The sequence below is a fragment of the candidate division KSB1 bacterium genome, from assembly GCA_034506395.1.
Lineage (GTDB): Bacteria > Zhuqueibacterota > Zhuqueibacteria > Thermofontimicrobiales > Thermofontimicrobiaceae > Thermofontimicrobium.
Map to the genome: position 1 here is coordinate 141155 of JAPDPQ010000011.1, position 20316 is coordinate 161470.

Below are 20316 nucleotides of genomic sequence, written 5' to 3' on the forward strand. Positions count from 1 at the left end.
TCAGCTCATTCATCCTGACCCGCTGATCGGCGACGTATCATCATCTGCACCAGTCCGATCAAAATCAATATCGCTCCGATGATCAGGGTAATATAGCAAGTCTGGCGCAATCGCTGCATTGTGGCGACGATTTTTGCCAGCCGCTGTTCGTCCTGTTGCATCTGGGCTGATCGAACTGCGATTTCCTGTTGGGTCTTTTGTAATACGGCTTGCTTGGATTGGATCAACTTGCTGAGGCTATCGAGATCTTGAGGAATCAATTCCTGGTTCGGTTGGCCGGAATCAATCACAGCGAAACGGAGAGAGTCGTTGATCGCAGGTTGAACATTCGCTTTCGATGATCCATCTCGCTCAGAGCCGCTTATCAACAAAAGGCAGAAATGGAAACAAACTATTAGCCCACAATAAGGTTTGCAGAAGGTCGTCATCTTGATTGCTCCGATGAACCGATCGCATCCATCATTTCCTTGCAGGTAACGATATGGGCAAATCCATAGCCCAAATTTAACAAAGTAGCTTCATGATATTCAAAATGACTGGTGGCAGTCCCATCGCTGAGAAAATAGACCTCATAATCATGCATGAAGGCATCCCGAGCGGTTGTTTCGCAGCAGAGATTGGTCATTACGCCAGCAATGATCAATTGGCAAATGTTGTGCAATTGCAAATAATGGTGCAGATCAGTGTTGAAAAATGCGCTGTATCGCTTTTTGGTGACAATTTTTTCCCCTGTTAGAGGCAAAACTTCTGATAAAATTTGAGCGGCTTTCGTCCCATCAATGATCAAGTCATCCCACCATCTTGCCAACATTCCACCGTCCTGGGCAGGGTCTTGATGCGCATGCCGGGTGAAAATCACTGGGATGCGCTGCTCGCGACACCATTCGACGAGTCGAACGACGTTGGGCAGGATCGACGAAGCGATGGTCCGAAAATATTCCTGCATGTCGATTACCAATAGCGCGCAATGATGTTTATCAATATTCTCCACCGACGATTTCCGTGCTGATAAGTCCGAATCGGGAAAGATAAAACCAAGCAGACACGAAATAAACAGAGCTGATCAAACCATTTCAGGGCCCGAAACAATTATTGATCAAACACCATATCTTTGCGAATATAGCCGCGCTTGCCATCTTGAAGTTGGACATGATACCAATTCCCTTCCATGCCGATAATGGTGACATCTACGGCTGGCTGAAGTTGTTGGACAACGGCATAATGGGTCCCGGGGCCTGAGTAAATATTGGCTTTGTCGAGGGTAAAAACGACCCGAGACTTAGTTTGAGAAAATACGGATACTGGAACCCAGCCTGAGGTGCCAGTAAACAGTTCGATATGATACCATTCCTGGCGCCTTTCAATCGGCGCATATTGCTTGCCTCGGATGACCTCCCCTACTTTGGCGTAATTGGTACCTGGCCCGGCATATACTGGGGAGGTTCTTTGGGCCGTCACCGGTGGCAATGTGATATTTTTGGCCATCTCTTGATAAATCCAGCCGACCTCCCCGTTTTTGATCTGCACCTGGCTCCAGCCGCCCCGTTGATCGAGCCACTTGACCCGCTCCCCAGCCGGCACGGTGGTGATGTGCCGAAAGTCCTGCCCTGGTCCCATGCGCAACAGAGAATTCTCCTTCACCAGAAGCGTCCCTTTGGTGATTTCTTTCACATGTCCCCCGTATACCCAACCAATCGTATTCCCTCGGAGCAAGATTTTGTACCAGTTATTTTTAAAATCTAATGCCAGAAACTCATCGCCCTTAATCAAGGTAGATCTTAGAATACTTCCAGCCGAAGGTTGGTCATATGCCTGGGTATCTCTCACCACCTGAATCCGCGGGTGTTTTTGCCGATTGACCAATCGTTTCTTGATCCAGCCTTTGTCACCGCTAGGCAGATCCACAAACAACCATTCGTCATTCTCATCTAACGGGATCAGTTGAATCCCTTCCTTCAAAACTGCCACCCGACTGGATTTTTCATCCGGGAATCTCATCACATCGGCGTTGTTGGTATTGACATAGACTTCTGGATATTTCAGGTCCATCACATCTTTTTCAGAGATCCAGCCGGTGCTCCCAGGCTTGATCTGAATGCGATACCATCCACTTGCATACATTAACGGCTGATAAAATTGTGCCACATCGACGAGGGCAACGATCGAGGATTGGGTATTGGGCTCTTGGCGAACTTCAGTTTTGCGGATCACGATGATCTTTTTGTTCTCTTTCTCGCGCACATATTTATCCATGATCCATCCCTTTTGTCCGTCAAACGTCTCCACTTCATACCAGTTTCGATATTTGCTGAGGCTTCGAAGTTCGGTATTGAGCTTTACGATTTTGACCGTGGGATGAGTTTCGTCAGGCCCTTGCAGGATTTTGGCTTCCTCGGTGGTGATCAAGGAGCCAGAAACTGGCTCAGTTTTCAGCGGCGGGACTGGCGACGGTGCCTTTGATGCGCCCACCAGGTCTTTATGTACCCAGCCCTTCTCGCCACTGGCAAGCTGGACGTAAAGCCAGTCATCGCGCTGCTCGAGCCGAGTCAATTCGGTTTTTTCGGGCAAGGTCCTAATCACCCGATAATCTGTGCTTGGCCCATACCGCAAATTGGCACTGGTGGCGGTGTAGATCTTGCTCTGCCCAGAGGCAAAACCACTTTCATGGGCAAAACCAAGCGTTCCATCGCTGGTCTGCACTTCATACCACTCGCCCCGTTTGTCGATCCGCATGACCGTTGTCCCAGCGGGAAGCAATTTGATCACAGTTTCATCGGTGCTGGGCCCCAGCCGCAAATTGACAGCAGAGGTTGTGGTGATTTTGACTGGAGCCGGTCTCACTGGCTTTGAACCCCATACGTACGCGGACGGGATGTCGCGCCGAGCTGTCTGTGCAGTCGCGACATCTGACGAATAGCTGTCTACAGATCCGTAGAACTCGGAATCCAAAGATTGAATTGATGACGTCCCTGGATAGTAAGAAAATGAAACCATATCCTTTCGAATCCAACCAGTCCGGCCATCGTTCAGTCTTACCTGATACCAATCGCCATCCTCACCGATAACGGTAATTGGCGTATTCCTCTCCAAAAGCGTGATAATTTGATATACCTGTCCTGGTCCCATGCGGAGGTTAACCCGATCGTTTGTCACCATCTGATTGGGGGTTTCCCGCAAAAGATCTTCTCGAATCCAGCCCATCCGACGGGATGGTAATCGCACCTGGTACCATTCATTCTTTTTGTCGACCCGAATAACTGGAGTCCCAGCTCGAAGTCGTTCAATAATTGCATAATTGGTTCCAGGGCCATCGCGCACATTGCAATCCTGATTCGTAAATAAGGTCTGCTCGGTATCGACGCCAAGATCATTTCGAATCCAACCAGTCTCACCATTAGGCAAATATACCTTGGACCAGCCATCTTGTTCAGTAATTTTGACTAAAGGGGTCCCTTTTGGAACTGTGGATTGAATGAGGAAATCAGTGCTTGGGCCACGCCGGATGTTGCTCTGATCTACCGTGATCAGCACATTGGGGGCATAATCGACTAAGTCTTCGCGGACCCAACCGATGCGCTGATCTGGGAGGCGAACACGGAACCATTCGTTAAGTTGCCCCACGCGAACTAGGATGGTTCCCTTTTTTACACGAGTCAGAATAGGATTGTTCGTCCCAGGCCCCTGCCGGATATTGCAGTCGGTGTTGGCAACATAATAAAGGGGCGCTTCATCGACGGTGATGGGCGCAGCTTCACTGGCAATCGTGGTGCTTTGCACGATAAAGTCTTTATAAATCCAGCCCGTTTTTCCCTGCGGGGTACGAACTTGATACCAATCTCCTCGCTGGCTAAGGACAGTCAGGCGCGTCCCCTTTTCTACGGTCGCTGCTGTCTCATAATTGATCGATGGCCCATGCTTGATCGCAGCTCGCTCCTTCACGATTAAATTTCGCTCCCGAACTGGCGTCACATCGCTCTGACGTACCCAGCCAGTGCTGCCACCTGGTAGCCGAACCTGATAATAATTCCCCTCGCTCCTCAATTGAATCAACTCAGTACCGGGATTGGCCGTCATCAGAACTGGCGCATTCGGGCTTGGGGATTGGTAAATTTGTGTATTTTGCCGTGGCGTGAGATTGAACGAGCTCTCTTTTCGAACATCTTGCTTTGAGATCCAGCCGCTTTGGCCATTTGGCAAATCGACCAAATACCAATTGCCGCGCTGTCCCCTGGCATCCAAAGAACGGCCTTTCTTGGCGATAGCAAAGGCGCTATATTCTTCGCCAGGTCCGCGCCGAATTCTAGCGTCTTCGATCACTACAATTTTCTCCGGGCCAATTGTTTGCGCCACGCCCCGAAAAATCCAGCCCGTCTGTCCACTCGATAATCGAACCCGGTGCCAATCGTTTTCCGATTCCAGCAAAATAAGCTCGCTACCCGCTCTCACTGTCCCAATCTTGCGAAACTGCTGACCCGGCCCTGAGTGAATATCAGTATCCGAAAGGATTCTGATCCGATCGTGCTGGTCGATAAACTCTGGACCACATCCAGCCAGCATGCCTGTTATCAATATGATCAATATGGGGAAGGCGTATTTATTCATCTCCATTCCTCCCAGTCTCCGCTCAGACTGATATTTACATCAAACGTGATACATATCTGAAAGCGATCGACAAAACGCTAATGCGCTAAATTTTCATTTAAAGATAATTAATTTTTCTTCAGATGTCAAGCGCTAATTTTCAAATAGTAAAATTTCATTAATCATTTCCCATTTTGGATCTCTAAGCGAGGCTACTATCGGATGGATTCACGTAATCGTCCGATCGATACTTTGATGCACCAGAACGAGTCGAAAGATTCAGGAAGCTGAGGAGATTAGATGATAGCAAGAGCAATCCGCTCCGATGCTTCATTGGTCCCATTGGAAAAATTGGAACTCAAGGAAATAACGATAGCCCCGCGAATGGATGAAACTCGCCGCATTATGATTATTGATCAAGATTATATCTATCGATGAAAAGTCAAATGACACAAATAGGTCCAAAACGATTTTATCGCTATTGCCTTCGCCGCAGCCGATCTAATATCATTGACCAAAAAAATCCCCCACTCACCTTGGCTAAAAATTGCCCTATTACGATCAGGGGCATGAACACGCCAAATGCAATAGTTGGAAAAAGCACTGAATCGACCAGAGCGCCTCCAACGTTGGAACCATTGGCTTTAATCAAAAATTGTTTTCTGAATAGAATTGAATAAATGATGCTGTCTACAACTGCTGCGCTGCTAAATGCCACTACACTTGCGATGCCGATCATGAGCGAGGAACGATTCAACAGATAAGTGATCAGCGACCCAGCAAATATCAGCAGGAACATTTTCAGCCAAAGTTGTCGATGATGCCACCGATCATGCAATCGGTCCCGGACCGTAAGATCCAGTCCAATTAGCACCAAAGCATTAATGACAGTCACTTTTGGACCGAACCATAGGACCAATAGATTTGCCAGCACGATCGCGCTCAAATAAATTAGCACATAAATCATAAGATGATCATGAAAAATTTTGGGATTTTGGTTGCTTCAAAGGAAACGCGCAAGCGCTGGAGCATCCGATTCGCAAGCGACTTTTCATTAGATTCCCACGATGACGGCAATTTTGTGCGCCTCTCAATCTCTGGATGAATTTTCTGCTGGTTTGGCAAGGGAATCCAAAGGAGCAGCAAATAAAATCCGATCGATTTGCTCGGCGATCTGCCAGGCCTTTTGCCCAGCGATATTGGAACACACGATAATCACCACATCCTCATCGAGATAACGACGGAAATCAGCGGAAAAGATCCCATTTCCGCCATTGTGAGCCACCACTTTGGTATTGCGCGGTGTCGTCGCTACCACCCATCCATAACCATAAAATGTATCCGCTTCAGGCCCTTCCTTTACATGCGGCGCATAATACAACTTCTTGGCTTCTTCCGAGAGAATCCGATCGTCCTTGAGCGCCTTATGCCATTGATACAGGTCTGTCACAGTCGAAAGTAAGCCACCATTCGCTCGCAAATTCCAATATGGCCCATCCTCAGCACTTGGTTTATCCAGTATTGTCCCCCAATCTTGATTTTCTTTATATCCGTGAGCGAGATCTTCAGGCCCCCAGCGCGGCACGCGATAGCCAGTCATCAGAATCTTCGCAGGTCGCAACAATTCCTCATTCAAAAAAATTTCATAAGATTTCTGTGACACGATCTCAATAATCGCACCCAATAAGCTGTAGCCGACATTGGAATATTCGTATTGCTTTCCTGGTTTGTGGCGCAATTTGCTTGAGAGCGCCCGGCGGATAAATTCATCGCGAGAGATGGGTTCGAAATCATCACCAATCACCTCGGCTAAACCTGAGGTATGCGTTAACAACTGATGGATCGTTATTTTCCGTTTATCCCGAGGCACCTTTTTGAAATATTTGCCGATCCGATCCTGAACATTAAGTTTGCCCATCATCTGCAATTTCAAGATGGCCGCCGCTGTAAATTGTTTGGTGATCGAACCAATCAGATAAGCAGTTTGGTTCGTATTCGGAACGACCTGTTCACGAATCGCCATCCCGTATCCCCTGGAGAGCAGGATTTTTCCCGATCGGGCCACTAACACCGCTCCAGAGAAGCCTTTTTGATGAGCCGATTTCATGTAATCTTTAATTTGTTGAATTAGCACTGATTCGGTCTGGTCTTGTGAGAACACGGTGCTAATCATTATCAGGGAAAATAACATTATTCTGATTAGACGCCGAGACATAATACCTCCAATAAAATTTGCTGATATAGAGTTCCGCTTTTGGACTGCCTGTCCCAAATGGTGATCTTTTGTCAAGAGACAAACCAGCATTTTCAGATCTTGACTGAAAAGAATCTCTCAACTATTTCAAAAAATCGGTGATGCTAATCTCATTGTTCTGCAAGTCTTGGCGAATTTGATCGAGTGTCTCCAATCGACCGATATCCCGCCAATAGAATTGATCCGCAGGGAAGGCGATTACTGGCTCTCCCTGACCGATTAATTCCAGATAGATATCCACTATGGAACAGCGCCCGGTGGCTGATGTCCGATTGAGGAGTTCAGGCGAAATGATATGGATTCCACAAAAGGCCATGAGACGCGAGCTCCCAGTTGGCTCACGTCTCAGCCGGATGCGCTGATTATCCTTATCGTAATGCCCGCAAATAAAATTGCGATCATCAACGATGAAAGCGCGGCTGGAGTTGCGTTGCTGAACTGCCAAAGTCGCTAGGGCTCTGTTTCTCTGATGATATTGGTACATCACACCGAGATCAATGGTGGAAAGAATATCGACATTATGCAGAATGAAAGGATCGGTTCCTGCCAAGAAATGTTTAACATTCATGAGTCCACCGCCCGTGCCCAAAATTTCGGGCTCATATGATATTTCGAAATGGATATCGAAATATCGGTGACGGTGAAGGAATTCCTCTATCTGCTCGGAAAAGTGATGAGTATTGATGATGATTGCATCAACGCCATGGGCAATGAGCTTGAGTATAATCAATTCCAAAAGCGGCCTGCCGTTGATCTCAATCAAGGCTTTCGGTCTTTCGTTGGTCAAAGGTCTGAGCCGCGTGCCATAGCCAGCGGCAAGGATCATTGCTTTCATACATCTCTGAGATCGAAGGACTTTTTTTCAGCCGAGTCCTCGGCTCAAGGTGTCCAAATTGATTTCTTTTTCTGCCTGTTACAAAAACATTCAACAGTTTCGGTGTAAATTTATCCGGCGACATCGAGCGCTTTTTAAGCTGTGCAATGAATTGATGCCGCCTCTTGATCTCGTCACAATGGTGGGATTTCGCAGGGCTGAAGGCTATTCAGCAGGCTGAGGTTCAAGAGACCTGTGGTTCACCATGACCTGAACCCCTTTGGCTTTTAAGTATTCAGCCAATTTTTCGGCACAATAAACAGATCGGTGCCGACCGCCTGTGCACCCAAACGAAACCATCAAATTGGAAAATTGCCGCGATTGATAATTATCCACAGCCATATCACAGATGCGATAAACATGGTTTAGAAATTCCCCGACAATTGGATAGTTGGCAAAATATTCCACCACTGGCCGATCCTTACCCGTCAAATTTTTATATTGTTCCTCGCGACCAGGATTGGGGAGAAACCGACAATCGAATACGAATCCCCCATTGTTTCCCGATTTGTCCTCTGGAATACCAGTTTGGTGATAACCAAAACTGTAAATCTGGACCATTAATCTTTGATCTTCGCTGAATTGCCGCAGCGAGTAATCCTGGATCAAATTACAAAATATCTCTTTGAGAGTTGGCAACTGATCAAGAATCTCGAGCTTCTTGTCCAGCAAAATTTCTAAATTTCTCAGTGCGAAAGGGACGCTTTTAAAAAAATGGGTCTTCCCTTTTACTGCACTCAGATAACCATAAGCGCCGAGCGCCTGCATGATGCGGATCAAGACAAAGCCATAAAAGTATTTTTTAAAGCGCCTCGGATTAATTTTGACCAATTGGCCAGCTTCATCCAGGTACAGATCGATCAGTTCTTCTCGGAAATCTTCCGGCAAATTTGCCTTGGCATCGTAAAGCAAAGAACCTAAATCGTATTGTAACGCCCCACGACGGCCAGATTGGTAATCGATAAAATGGGGCAACCCATCTTTGATCATCACATTTCGCGACTGGTAATCGCGGTAGAGGAAATATTTCCGTTCCTCTTGCAACAGAAATCTAATCAGCCGATTGAAATCTTCATCAAGTTCCGTGTGGTTTATTTTCTTCTTATAAAAATAATTCAGAAATTGACGCTTGAAATAGTGAAGGTCCCATTGCATCGAATCCTGGCCAAACTCCTGATGTTGATAACAATAAGAGTAATCCAGCGTGAGTCCAGCTTTGATCTGGAAATTGGGTAGGTATTCTACCACCTGGCGGTACATGTCTTTGATTGTATCATTGAAGCCATGTTGCGCTCGAATATTTTGCATCCAGCTAAATAGCGTCTCATCCCCAAAATCTTCCTCCAAATAAGCGCCTTGATCGAGATCTTCAATATAGATTTCGGGTACTCGAAGTCCATATTTCTTGAAATGCCGCGAGAACTCTAAAAAAGCAGCCGCTTCTTGGTGATCCACGCCGATAATACCTATTACACTATGATCACCTGCAATGACGCGGTAGATCTTTCGTTCCGATCCATCGCTCCTCAGCGCCACGATGGTATCCGGATTTCGATTGAATCGTTTTTGATACAAAGCCTCTAAAATCTTCATAACAAATCTCTACTTTTTGGCTATGCTCATAAGCCACAATGCATGATAGCTGAACGAAGAGCTAAAAAATTGCAACGCCCATAGATCAATTTCCAATTATTCTTCGTAATCGGGCTGAATTCTCCCGTGTTCAAAATGATTATGTCGATTTCAGATTCAACATCTTTGATCTATTCCCAGCGATCTCTATCGTTCATCGGTACAATTTAAACATTTCTTTTAACTTTTCAAAACAATTTTTGTTTGAAAATTTCTGATACGGCATGGATCCAGAAGCCTTTCTCTATAGAAACTTAATAGCCTCTGAAAAAAATTATAATCATCCCAATTGGAGCGCAACGGCTGGATAAATGTGGATTGATCTTTGAATCGATCGATCATTCAAATCCTCTGGTTTACAAAAATATGGGCAACGAAATGAAAAGTGATTTTGGAGAAGAAATCAGCAGGCAAAATAAAAGGAAGATGAAGCTCAGAGTTTGACGAAAGGCGCATCGGCCTGCAAAAAAAAATAAAGCTCAATGTGATCCGGTGTGCATTGAGCTTTGTCGCAGAACAAGTCATGTCATAGATTGGCCAAGAACTAATTTAGCGCCAGCGGCTGCCGATCTGGCATATTAACGTTCAACGAAACGTCGTTGCTGTTCCGCACGTCCTCTTGAAATCGCTCCAGCAACTGTTGTTTTTGATGGATGATCCGCTCAATTTCAGAGATCTTCAAATTGGTGCAATTCTGATTTAGTTTGTTTTGATGGAAAAATCTCAGGATGATGCGTCGAAATGTCGAATGAGCGGATTGCTGATGGAGTGGTGCTTCGTTCAAATAAGAGTTGATTTGTTGTTCAATTTCCTTTGCGAAGTTTTGCTGATGGAGGAAGGCTGCTTGCAGGGTTGCCAATTTGCACTTTTGTAGTTTATAGAGCGAAATCTCTTCGCGAAAAGCCGTTTCGTATCTCAGTATAATATCACGATAGGCTTTCAGCTTGGCTTGCAGCTCCCCGATCGATTTTTCCAGGCTTCGTATTTGATTGTTCATTTGCCCGATCTTCAGTTCGATACTCTCGGAATTGCTCAAATCAAATTTCAGTAAGCTGTCATTGGCCGCTGTATCCGAGCTCTTGGCGGCTTTTCGGTACATCGATACATTCAAATTATACACCAGGCACCTCCACAAAATTGGTCGGTGATATAATATACCCCGTTTGGGGACTCCACAGGCCTTTTCAATTGCAAACGTTGTGCCAGCAGAATTCAGCTTTGCTGATGATTTACTGGCTTTGTTCTTGGTACGAAATTTAATGGTCTTTCCACCATCCCATTCTGGTGAGAATAATTGATCAAGCCTTTATGATAGCCCATGAAAAAATGGAGAGCTGCCATCAATTTAATACCGAATAGATCAATCTTTCTACATATTGAATACAAAAAATAAATTTGCCACTATATCTAGTAAATACCAAGACCATAGCGCGCTCATCCTAACAAAACTCTCCATGAAAAAGGTATTGATAGATCCTTAGGCTAATGGAAGGCTAGATTTGTTTTTGTTATTTGATGTTGGCTCAATTTAATTCAAAATGGTAATGCTTGAGCATATTCTTCGAAAATGGATTTTATGGATTATAAAAATTATTTCACAATCAAACCAAAGAGCCGCTTTGAACGTTTAATGAAGGTAATTATGGTCGGAAACAGATCAATAGTGTTTCATCATAGGTCGAATATTGTGCAAGATGACTTGGAACAACACAAAATATAGTGATGATGATTGGAATTTAGGAATGGAAAAATGACTCAGTTGAGGGAAAAGTTAATTGGCTTGGCGTTTGTCGGGCTGCTCGCTCCAGTCCAGGTTTTTGCATTGATCGGTCCAGTGCGAATGCTATCTAGCGGTTCTGTTCTTTTGGTCCCAAATAACGAAGTGAAATTGTCCGAACAGCATATTGAATTGTATCACCATCCGCTGGGAATTTGGCTGGTGGATTATCGTGCCCGCTTTCAAAATTTGACTGGCAAAGAGCTGGCATTGACCGTGGGATTTCCAGCGGGCTTCGACGTCCGTCTTATCGAAAATAACCTCCATTGTGATCGCTTCGATAATTTCAAGGCTTGGATCGATCATATTCCAATTACGGACATTCACTTCATGGTGCAATGCGCCAACTACGTCCCCAGCACTGAATGTCAATGGCGCAACGCAGATGGGTCTGAAATTGGCTTTTTAAACACCTGGGAACTAAATTTCAAACCTTACGCGGAGCATTGGGTAACAGTATCGTTCAGCTTCATCATCAAAAAGCTCCCACCCATTTATAATCCAGACATCGATGAAACATGGTATCGCGATTTAATGAACTGGCTCAAAGCGGACTATGCCCAGCGGGAAGAAAATAATTTTCAATTGCCACTCAATATCGGTTCGTTCTGGGCATTTTATCCCGATTCGATGATCATTCGGATCTATCCAGCTAATAATTGGCTCAAGATCGTGGGGCAAGCCGATCGCAAATTTGCACCACGCTTCATTAAAAAAGTCGAGTATAGCGAACCTATTGGGTGTTATTCGCCTCCAGAAGTGCCGCTCGATACTCTTTCCATTGAGCAACTCGAAGCGATGACGCCCACGGAGCTGACTTTGCTTCGAAATGCCTTTTTTGCGAAGTACGGCAAGAGTTTTCAAAATGAAATCATAAAAAAATATTTTTTAGCTCAGCCCTGGTATGCTGAAAATCCAAATTATCATGACTGGTATCTCACTCCATGGGATCTGAATAACATCAAGCGAATTATAGAGTTGGAAAAAAGATCTCAGGCTAAAGCACCGCCCAAGAGATAATAGAGCGATCTCAATTCATAAAAGCGAGGAGGTAGCATAACCGCAGTGCCCACAACAACGCTAAAGGTCTATCTCAGTGCAGGTCACGGTGTCTATTTCGACCCAATTTTGAAAAAGTGGGTTTCCCAGCGCCGCAGTTATTGGGGAGTAGTGGAGGATTTTTGGACGGTGTTATTGGCGCGCGAACTGTTTGTACTCTTAGATGAAGATAAGCGCTTTCAAGTGTTCATGAATCGAGACTTCTTCAATGAGGAAATCGGTGAAAGCGGCTTTCAGAAATGGATGCAGGGGTCACATTTATTCTTTCAGGAGGTTGGCGCACCAGAATGGGTGTGGAGCGTGGGAAGTGGTATCGTTCAAGTTATGAATGCAGATGCCAACGGAATAATCTATCACGATGCGAATCTGGTACTGGGTCTTCATGCCAATTGTGATGACGGCCAATCGCGGGGTTATGAAATTTGGCATCATTCAGCAGCAAATCTTGGCAAAAAATTATCCCTTCAGCTCGCAGAGTCCCTCCAGGAGCTTCCGACGGTCAATCGCGGGGTTTACTGCGATCGCTGGCACGATGCTCGGCCAGTGTGGCGTCTCGCCCAGGGTCGCGTCATGGCCGTGATCAATTACTTTTTCTACGACCATCCGCTGGATAATGAACAAATGAAACAGCAAAAAAACATCACACTGGCTGCTCAATTGACCTATCAGGGCATCGATAAATTTATTGAGATATATGGACATCAAATACCGAAGCGAGAAAGATCATGGCAGACGAAAATGCAGGAGTGACTACTTCAAAAATAAAATTCTGTGATATTCGCTGTGAATACGCCACCTTTCCGAACGATGCGGCCATCGATGGAAGTCGGAGTTGTCGCACTTTTGTTGCACTGTGGTGTCGCGCCTTGAATCAATATGTCACAAAAAATGCGCCCTGCGCCGTTCAATTCGGCCAGCGCCGGCCTAAAGCGGATTTCTGAATTAGAATTCCAGTTAGGTGATTTCAAAGATTTGTCCATTTCCATAAAAAGCGTGGTGCAATTCCCTCTAATAAGCTTTGTTGCGTCAAGTCATACGCACAGACTTTATTTTGAAGCGCAGAAAAAGGGGCGATTTCGCATTCAAAACCAACATCCGCATTGTTTCTTTTGGTAAAAAAATTACAAATTTTATCTGAGATCAATCGATAGATAATTGGGCCGGCTTGGTCTCTGAATCAGGACATTGGGAGGCGGCAAAAAAATTATGGATCTTCTTTGGTCAATAGCGCGGACGCTGGAATTCTTTTTACCGACATACTCAGCAAATCAACATATATCTGACCACCATTTACCAAACGGGATGACTTCAGTCGCATTGAAATTTAGTAAAATTTTACCACAGCGTTCAAAGTGAGGCTTACCATGAAAAGTTCCATTTTCATTTGCTCATTGGCCATGTTGTCGCTTGGACTAATCACTTTGATAAGCTGCGAGGGGCAAGCGCCAGTTTCGCCGCAAGCTGAAGACACAGAATCCATCGTGCGCCATGAACGCGACATCAGCAGCAACGAAGCTTGGCCGGCAGATAAGACCCATATTGTCAGAGCGGAACTTCGTGTGACCAACGCCATTTTAAAAATCGCCCCTGGCACAACTGTGCAATTTGAACAAAATGCTGGGATCATTGTGGATCGAGCGGCCGGCCTAATTGCTGATGGCTCGGAACAGCCCATCATCTTCACAAGCAGCGATACCACTAAAGGCAACTGGAATTACATTTATTTTTCATCAGATGCCCTGCATGATAGCTGCCGCATGATCAATTGTTCCCTCCAATATGCTGGCGGCGACCCAATCCTGAACGCTGCAATTGTCTGTAATGATGCGACCCCCACCATTGTCGGATGTAAAATTAGTCATAGTCCCAATGTCGGAATTAAATTGATAGGGGATTGCCGAGGCATCACACTTGAGAACAACACGATTACCAATTGTGATTTTGTGCCGATCCAGACTGATATTTACAATGTTTCATCGATTGGCTCCAACGCTTATCAGGCTAACGGGTTAAATCAAATCCGAATCATCAAATCAGAATTGGACTTCGATGACCATTGGCGCTACCCTGGCGTACCTTTTCGGTTGGCCGATGGCTTAAATATAACCAATGCGCGACTCACGATAGATCCTGCGGCTGAACTGATTTTTGAAGCTGATGAATCGCTGATCGTCAGTCATGGTGGCGCGATTCAGGCGGTCGGAGATCCAACATCCCCCATTGTGTTCACTGGATCCAGTTTAGGTAGCTGGAACGGAGTTCATTTCCTCAGTTCTTCAAATTTCCGCAATACGCAATTGTCTCATTGCATTATCGAGCATGCAGGCAGAGATGCTCATTATCGTGCCAACCTTGTTTTGGACCGCGCCTGGCCAATCATCACCAATTGTTTGATCCACCGGAGCAGCGGCTATGGTGTGTACATTATTGGACCGATCAAAGCAGGTTTTTTCCAAAATAATCGCATCACACAGAATGCTTTAGCTCCGCTCAGCGTCTCGGCCAACGCCGTGGCTGGTCTCACATCTGGAGATTACCATGGGAATGGAAACGATTGGATTGAGGTACGAGGGGCACCTTTGGAGAAACCGATCACTAGCGACTGCTATTGGGATCGAATGGATTTGCCCTATTTCATTACAGGGATGCTTCAGATCCAATCCGCAACGCTCTTTTTGTCCCCTGGTACAGAACTGCTCATGGCAGAACATAGTGGGATCGAAATTTTAAGTCAAGGTGGATTGATCGCTGATGGCACTTCACGACAGATTACGATTACGGCTGCCCGGCCCACACCCGGCTTTTGGGATGGCATTTTTTTTACCCGTGCTGCCAATGCTTCCCATTGCCAACTGATCCGATGCAGAATCGCTTACGCTGGCGCCGATGCCCGCCGACCCGGCATCATTTGGTGCGATAATATCTCCCCAATCATCCGCTCTTGTAGCATCGAATATAGCCTTGGTTATGGAATTTACCTTGTAGGCAATTCAAATATTGTCGATTTGCAAAGCAACTGGTTCATCGCCAATGCGAAAGGCAACTATTATCAGCATCCTTAAGATCGCGGAACATTTGAACCGCTGAAATGTTAAAGTGGGTTGATCTTTGGTAACATTCATCAGAAACTCAACCGGACTTTATAATCACAAATTTTTATGCGAAAAATACTGCATTCCATTTTTAAACTTCGACTGGAAGAGTTCATTGCAATTCTGTTTTTTCTCCCCATGGTTTTTCTTACCTCAAAAGCTTACTTCTTTTTTTTAGAACAAGGAAAAGTACCAAAGCGAATTTCAGGTGATTTGCAGCGCATCTGGATCACGATAGTGGTTTTCATCATTTTCATTATCCTGCTCAGGGTGAAAAAAAACTGGCGCTTTATTCGAGATTGGCTGCCGTTTGGTTTCTGTATTGCGATTTATACAAACCTCCACGATACCGTCCATTTCGCCAACCCAGCCGACGTGCAACATTGGTTGATCAAAATCGATCAATGGATGTTTGGGGTGCAGCCTTGCGTTTGGGCAGAACGCTTCATCCATCCAACTTTGACCGATATCTTCATAGCAGCCTATGCGAACTATTTTGTCCTAAATATCTGTGTCGCCGTGGTGCTCTATTTTCAGAAACGATATCAGGAATTTCGTTATACTTTGGTCACGACTATTATTTGTTATTACATCGGATATTTCCTTTTCATCATTTTTCCCGCTGCGCCACCTCGGATAGTGCTCAAACCCTTTTTCACTGTCAGCTTGCAGGGCCATATTTTGGAGCCAATCAAACATGCTATCGAGGTCTCAGCTCAGGATAGCCGCGGCGCATTTCCCTCCTTGCACTGCGCTGTTAGCTTCGTCTCCATGTTTTTCGGCTGGCGCTACTTGCGCTGGATGTTCTGGGTCATGGTGCCTATGGTGATCATGCTGGTGGTATCCACCATTTACTTGCGCCATCATTATGTCATTGATCTGATCGCTGGACTGGGATTAGCCTTCTTTGCTTTTTGGATTGGTCCGAAGGTGGAGGATTGGTGGAATCAGTTGAAGAAAAAATATGGGCAAAATGCTATTATCGGTTGACTATGTTTTTTCGATGCAATGATAAGTCGCTTTTCCAATTTCCGATGAATCATCTTCAAAAAAAAACGCTCCTTCGATGGACATTTTGTTTTACATTTGGTTCAAAAAATTTGCATATAAAGTTGGCAAATGTTCGAAGAAGAGATAAGCAAAAATTTTGCTTTTCTAGACAAACTTTATTGATTATCTCATTTCTCTCTGATCGCCCTCTTGTCGCATTATCAATAAAGAAAATCTGCCACCTTATTGTACTTTGATTTTGCTCTGAATGCATGTTGACTTTTCTGAAAAATCATGCTATATTCACCTCAAGCTAAATCGGATTGGTCAAACGATGTCAATATTGTGGAACGAAAATTCGTTACAGGAGAACAGTTATGAATTTCCCAACCACCTATCGCGCCTATTTGGTCACAAAAGATGCCAATCAAAATGCCACTGCCGCTGTGACGGAACGACCATTTGAGGCCCTCCCACCTGGCGATGTAATCATCAAGGTTGCTTATTCATCGTTAAATTATAAGGACGCCCTTTCGGCCACTGGGCATACTGGTGTCACCAAAAACTACCCACATGTACCTGGCATCGATGCAGCTGGTACGGTTATCTACAGCAAATCGGATCAATACAAGCCTGGGGATAAGGTCCTGGTTACCGGATACGATTTGGGCTCAAATACTGATGGCGGCTTTGCGGAATACATTCGCGTCCCAGCCGAATGGGTGGTCCCATTGCCCAGCAACCTGACCTTGAAAGAAAGCATGATTTACGGCACCGCAGGATTCACCGCTGCCATTTGCGTCAGCCAATTACAAAAAATGGGCTTGAGCCCAGATCAGGGCGAAGTGGTGGTTAGCGGTGCCTCTGGTGGTGTGGGTTGCCTGGCTGTGGCGCTCCTGGCCAAAGAAGGATATCAAGTAGTTGCCAGTACTGGAAAACCGCAGGCTCATGACCTGCTCAAACGATTGGGCGCTGCGCGAATTATTGGGCGAGAAGAATTGAACGATCAGTCCGGCCGTCCCCTCCTCAAGGGAATTTGGGCAGGGGCAGTCGATACCGTGGGCGGCAATACGCTATCAACCATTATTCGATCGTTGAAGGTCCAGGGCAGCGTTGCAGCCTGTGGGAATGTGGCGGATTTTAAACTGGACCTTACCGTTTATCCTTTCATTCTCAGAGGAGTAAATCTTTTAGGCGCTGATTCTGCGCTGTGGCCAAGAAATCCACGAGTTCAACTATGGCAAAAATTAGCCAACGAATGGAAAATTGACCTATTAGAATCCCTGAGTCATACCATCACCCTCAACGACCTGAGTGACTATGTCCCCATAATACTAAAAGGTGGCATAGTGGGACGGACGTTGATACAAATCTAATTCTAACTTTTTTCGCTTGATATTCATGAACCAAAAACGAATCATCCGCATCAAATCAATCGTCAAACGATGGATCAAAAGAAATGGCGTTGATATTAAATGTGATTTTGCCTATTTAGGTCATTTTTTCGAGCATGATTTAAATCGGCAAAGCCAAACGATATTCGATTCAACTATTCCCGTAGCATTTGGACGCGACCGATTTTGCTCCGAACCATATTCAAGGAAAAAAAAGATAACAAGAGCATAGGAGTAATTATGGATTTTTCAATCCCAAAAGAGTTGGAGTCAGAGCTGATCAAATTCAATGATTTCATCAAATCTTATTTAAAACCCCGTTTGCCGCAATGGCAGAAAGAGAAATCATATCCCCGAACTTTTTTTGTAGAACTCGGAAAAAATGGATGGTTGGGATTTGATCTGAAAAACGGAGCGATCATCGAGCAACCCTATCTGAAACAAGCATTGCTGATGGAAGCTCTCGCAAAAGTTTCTCCTGGCATGGCGATCACCATGTTGGTACAAATTTCATTGGGAACCAAGGGATTGCATCTTTTTGGTACTGAAGCGCAAAAACAAAAGTATTTTGCTTCGGCGATTCGCGGCGAAACTTTGCTTTGTGTGGGTAATACTGAAAATCTTGCTGGCAGTGATGTGGCCAACATCTCCGCCCGAGCCGAGAAAGTATCCGGAGGCTGGATATTAACTGGGGCTAAATCTTATGTGACCAACGGCGCTATTGCCGATTATGCGATCATCACGGCTGTGACTGATCCCGATGCCACACGAACCAGGAAGTTATCCTTATTTTGGGTTGACTTGAATTCTCCCGGGGTTTCGCGCTATAAATTGAACAAGGATGTCTGGATCCCATCGGATTTGACCCGGATTCAAATGAAACAGGTGTTCGTTCCCGAAGAAAATTTAATGGGAACGCGCGGGAAAGGATTGAGCCACATTCTCGAAATTTTTACGAATAGCCGTATCACCATTAGCGCCTTGGCATTAGGTACGGCGGTCGGGGCCTTCGAACTCGGCTTAGAACGTGCTAAGAAACGAGATGTGTTTGGACAGAAAATCGCCGACCTCCAAGCCAAGTCATTTGAAATTGCCGACTTTTATGCCCGAATTGAAGCTGCTCGAATGATGCTTTATAGAGCTTGTTGGGTAAAAGATCAATTGCAGCAGGATTTTCGGCTGGAGGCTTCATTGGCTAAATATTTAACGGTAGATATTGCGAAGCGTGTTTCCAATTGGGCCGCGGATCTGTTCGGCGCCGCTTCTGTGGTGATCGAGCATCCGATCCATAAATTTCCATTAGATGCCTGGGCAGTGGCCTTGGGCGAAGGCACCCAGGATGTCCAAAAGCTGATCATCTTCAGAGAAGTGATGAAACGACAAGGACAAATGGACTGATTTTAAACTTCTCGATTCCAAATAACGAGGCGATTATTCGAAGGAAAAAAAATTTCGAATGATTATTATAAATTTCTTTTCTGATGCCGAAATGCCAAGCTTGAAAAACAGAACCAAAAGCCATGGGCAAGCTGCGATCGATATGTTCATGGCTTTGGTTATTATCCACAAATTCTGAGCGGTAGTTGCCGCAAGATCACTCGCATCGATGTCTTCAACGCTTTTTCCAATTCAACCACAGCGTGAAATGCGATTATTCCAGCAAGAATCATCAGCGCCAGAACAGACTTTATTTCAATTGAAGTTTGACAATGCTCATCCGCTTTGAGCCGACTAATCTCATCCAATTCCAGATTTTTTGACGCCTTTTTCTTTCCTTATAGATGCAATGATCATTAGCTAATATTATGAAATTTTTTTAAATTCCGTTGGCGGATTCAAGTTCCAAGTGCAACCGATGAATTAAAAAAATTTCTATAGTGAGCTAAAAAAATGTACTAGTGGCTACCTAACCACTTATCCATCGCCACCGCCGCCCTCATGCCTTCAGCCACGGCCTGCACCGCCGTCGTTCCGCCATTGATGATATCACCACCAGCAAAGACTTTTTCAATGGAGGTCTGGAAATGCTCATCTACTTTAATCCAGCCATTGCTGTCCAATTCCAGTTCCCCCAATGCTTTTTTCGTCTCCTCATCGATGCGCTGACCAATGGCTTCGATGACATGATCGACAGAAAAAATATATTCGCTATTGCGAATGATGATAGGTCTACGGCGACCCCTGGCATCGGATTCGCCCAATTCGGTGCGGGCGATTTTGAGCCCTGTTAACTGGCCGTTTTCGGACACATAATCTAATGGCTGGGACAGAATCAGAAAATGAATGCCTAAATCCAGCGCAGCATCCCGTTCCTTTTTCCAGGCGGGCATTTCGTTGAACGAGCGACGATAGATAATGTAGACATTTCGTGCGCCAGCATGCTTTGCCACGACGGCAGCATCGATAGCGGTATTGCTAGCGACTTTATACAATTGAAAAGAAACCAATTAGCGCAAAACTTTTTGCACAAAAACTAACATTTCAAAAATGAAAAGCGAAAGTAACTTGACCTAATATTTTGAAAATTGCAGTTTAATCTATTTTAACTATTATTATATCTTTTATATTACCTAAAATTCTAAAACAAAGTCATTGCAAAAGTGATTTAACATAACTATATTTAGAAAGTTAAATAAATGAAAACAACCTAAAACGAGGTCACT

17 protein-coding genes are annotated in these 20316 nt (G+C 45.1%); 8 read left to right on the top strand and 9 right to left on the bottom strand.

Features of this window, described 5'->3' with window-relative positions; all coding sequences use genetic code 11:
* Positions 1-5: 5 nt before the first annotated feature.
* The 3 genes from ONB37_09425 to ONB37_09435 form a co-directional block, all read right to left on the bottom strand.
* Positions 6-428 carry a hypothetical protein gene (locus tag ONB37_09425; protein MDZ7400370.1) on the bottom strand — a complete coding sequence of 141 codons (423 nt, stop codon included), beginning with the start codon at positions 426-428 and terminating at the stop codon, positions 6-8.
* Positions 425-991, bottom strand: a complete 567-nt coding sequence (locus tag ONB37_09430; GenBank protein MDZ7400371.1) for an isochorismatase family protein — start codon at positions 989-991, stop codon at positions 425-427. The genes ONB37_09425 and ONB37_09430 overlap by 4 nt, the downstream gene beginning before the upstream one ends.
* A 98-nt stretch (positions 992-1089) precedes the next feature.
* Complete coding sequence (locus tag ONB37_09435; protein ID MDZ7400372.1) at positions 1090-4602, bottom strand: SH3 domain-containing protein; 3513 nt, start codon at positions 4600-4602, stop codon at positions 1090-1092.
* 279 nt (positions 4603-4881) lie between these two features.
* Between ONB37_09435 and ONB37_09440 the strand changes: the two genes are divergently transcribed.
* Positions 4882-5019 carry a hypothetical protein gene (locus tag ONB37_09440; protein MDZ7400373.1) on the top strand — a complete coding sequence of 46 codons (138 nt, stop codon included), beginning with the start codon at positions 4882-4884 and terminating at the stop codon, positions 5017-5019.
* 40 nt (positions 5020-5059) lie between these two features.
* Here the strand turns inward: ONB37_09440 and ONB37_09445 are convergent, their stop codons facing one another.
* From ONB37_09445 to ONB37_09465, 5 genes are all read right to left on the bottom strand, one after another.
* Positions 5060-5548 (bottom strand): VUT family protein, encoded by a 489-nt coding sequence (locus ONB37_09445; protein ID MDZ7400374.1) that lies wholly within the window; start codon positions 5546-5548, stop codon positions 5060-5062.
* Positions 5549-5671: 123 nt separating this feature from the next.
* Positions 5672-6796 carry a beta-lactamase family protein gene (locus tag ONB37_09450; protein MDZ7400375.1) on the bottom strand — a complete coding sequence of 375 codons (1125 nt, stop codon included), beginning with the start codon at positions 6794-6796 and terminating at the stop codon, positions 5672-5674.
* A 121-nt stretch (positions 6797-6917) separates the two neighbouring features.
* Positions 6918-7670 carry a sugar phosphate nucleotidyltransferase gene (locus ONB37_09455; GenBank protein ID MDZ7400376.1) on the bottom strand — a complete coding sequence of 251 codons (753 nt, stop codon included), beginning with the start codon at positions 7668-7670 and terminating at the stop codon, positions 6918-6920.
* Between the two features lie 204 nt (positions 7671-7874).
* A complete protein-coding gene (locus ONB37_09460) occupies positions 7875-9302 on the bottom strand; it encodes a phosphotransferase (protein MDZ7400377.1) in 1428 nt (475 codons plus the stop codon).
* 583 nt (positions 9303-9885) lie between these two features.
* Entirely contained in the window at positions 9886-10461 is a 576-nt protein-coding gene (locus ONB37_09465) for a hypothetical protein (GenBank protein MDZ7400378.1), read from the bottom strand.
* Positions 10462-11091: 630 nt separating this feature from the next.
* Between ONB37_09465 and ONB37_09470 the strand changes: the two genes are divergently transcribed.
* The 7 genes from ONB37_09470 to ONB37_09500 all read left to right on the top strand — a co-directional run bounded on the left by ONB37_09470 (position 11092) and on the right by ONB37_09500 (position 19051).
* A complete protein-coding gene (locus tag ONB37_09470) occupies positions 11092-12138 on the top strand; it encodes a YARHG domain-containing protein (protein MDZ7400379.1) in 1047 nt (348 codons plus the stop codon).
* A gap of 45 nt (positions 12139-12183) precedes the next feature.
* Positions 12184-12927, top strand: coding sequence for an N-acetylmuramoyl-L-alanine amidase (locus ONB37_09475; protein MDZ7400380.1), 744 nt, complete (start codon positions 12184-12186; stop codon positions 12925-12927).
* A complete protein-coding gene (locus ONB37_09480; GenBank protein ID MDZ7400381.1) occupies positions 12903-13118 on the top strand; it encodes a hypothetical protein in 216 nt (71 codons plus the stop codon). The genes ONB37_09475 and ONB37_09480 overlap by 25 nt, the downstream gene beginning before the upstream one ends.
* A 423-nt stretch (positions 13119-13541) precedes the next feature.
* Positions 13542-15239: a hypothetical protein gene (locus ONB37_09485; GenBank protein MDZ7400382.1), complete on the top strand. Its 1698-nt coding sequence runs from the start codon at positions 13542-13544 to the stop codon at positions 15237-15239.
* 267 nt (positions 15240-15506) lie between these two features.
* Complete coding sequence (locus tag ONB37_09490; protein MDZ7400383.1) at positions 15507-16259, top strand: phosphatase PAP2 family protein; 753 nt, start codon at positions 15507-15509, stop codon at positions 16257-16259.
* A 377-nt stretch (positions 16260-16636) separates the two neighbouring features.
* Complete coding sequence (locus ONB37_09495) at positions 16637-17635, top strand: YhdH/YhfP family quinone oxidoreductase (protein ID MDZ7400384.1); 999 nt, start codon at positions 16637-16639, stop codon at positions 17633-17635.
* A gap of 258 nt (positions 17636-17893) precedes the next feature.
* On the top strand, positions 17894-19051 hold the full coding sequence (locus ONB37_09500; protein MDZ7400385.1) for an acyl-CoA dehydrogenase family protein: 1158 nt from the start codon (positions 17894-17896) through the stop codon (positions 19049-19051).
* A gap of 497 nt (positions 19052-19548) precedes the next feature.
* On the opposite strand, the gene ONB37_09505 is transcribed toward ONB37_09500, so the two are convergent.
* Entirely contained in the window at positions 19549-20085 is a 537-nt protein-coding gene (locus ONB37_09505; GenBank protein MDZ7400386.1) for an FAD-dependent oxidoreductase, read from the bottom strand.
* Positions 20086-20316 lie beyond the last annotated feature (231 nt).

Bases quoted from the DNA above. Each gene is read 5' to 3' on its own strand.
- ONB37_09425 (MDZ7400370.1), bottom strand. From the start codon at position 428: ATGACGACCTTCTGCAAACCTTATTGTGGGCTAATAGTTTGTTTCCAT.
- ONB37_09470 (MDZ7400379.1), top strand. From the start codon at position 11,092: ATGACTCAGTTGAGGGAAAAGTTAATTGGCTTGGCGTTTGTCGGGCTG.
- ONB37_09495 (MDZ7400384.1), top strand. From the start codon at position 16,637: ATGAATTTCCCAACCACCTATCGCGCCTATTTGGTCACAAAAGATGCC.
- ONB37_09485 (MDZ7400382.1), top strand. From the start codon at position 13,542: ATGAAAAGTTCCATTTTCATTTGCTCATTGGCCATGTTGTCGCTTGGA.
- ONB37_09500 (MDZ7400385.1), top strand. From the start codon at position 17,894: ATGGATTTTTCAATCCCAAAAGAGTTGGAGTCAGAGCTGATCAAATTC.
- ONB37_09480 (MDZ7400381.1), top strand. From the start codon at position 12,903: ATGGCAGACGAAAATGCAGGAGTGACTACTTCAAAAATAAAATTCTGT.
- ONB37_09435 (MDZ7400372.1), bottom strand. From the start codon at position 4,602: ATGAATAAATACGCCTTCCCCATATTGATCATATTGATAACAGGCATG.
- ONB37_09445 (MDZ7400374.1), bottom strand. From the start codon at position 5,548: ATGATTTATGTGCTAATTTATTTGAGCGCGATCGTGCTGGCAAATCTA.
- ONB37_09460 (MDZ7400377.1), bottom strand. From the start codon at position 9,302: ATGAAGATTTTAGAGGCTTTGTATCAAAAACGATTCAATCGAAATCCG.
- ONB37_09450 (MDZ7400375.1), bottom strand. From the start codon at position 6,796: ATGTCTCGGCGTCTAATCAGAATAATGTTATTTTCCCTGATAATGATT.
- ONB37_09455 (MDZ7400376.1), bottom strand. From the start codon at position 7,670: ATGAAAGCAATGATCCTTGCCGCTGGCTATGGCACGCGGCTCAGACCT.
- ONB37_09440 (MDZ7400373.1), top strand. From the start codon at position 4,882: ATGATAGCAAGAGCAATCCGCTCCGATGCTTCATTGGTCCCATTGGAA.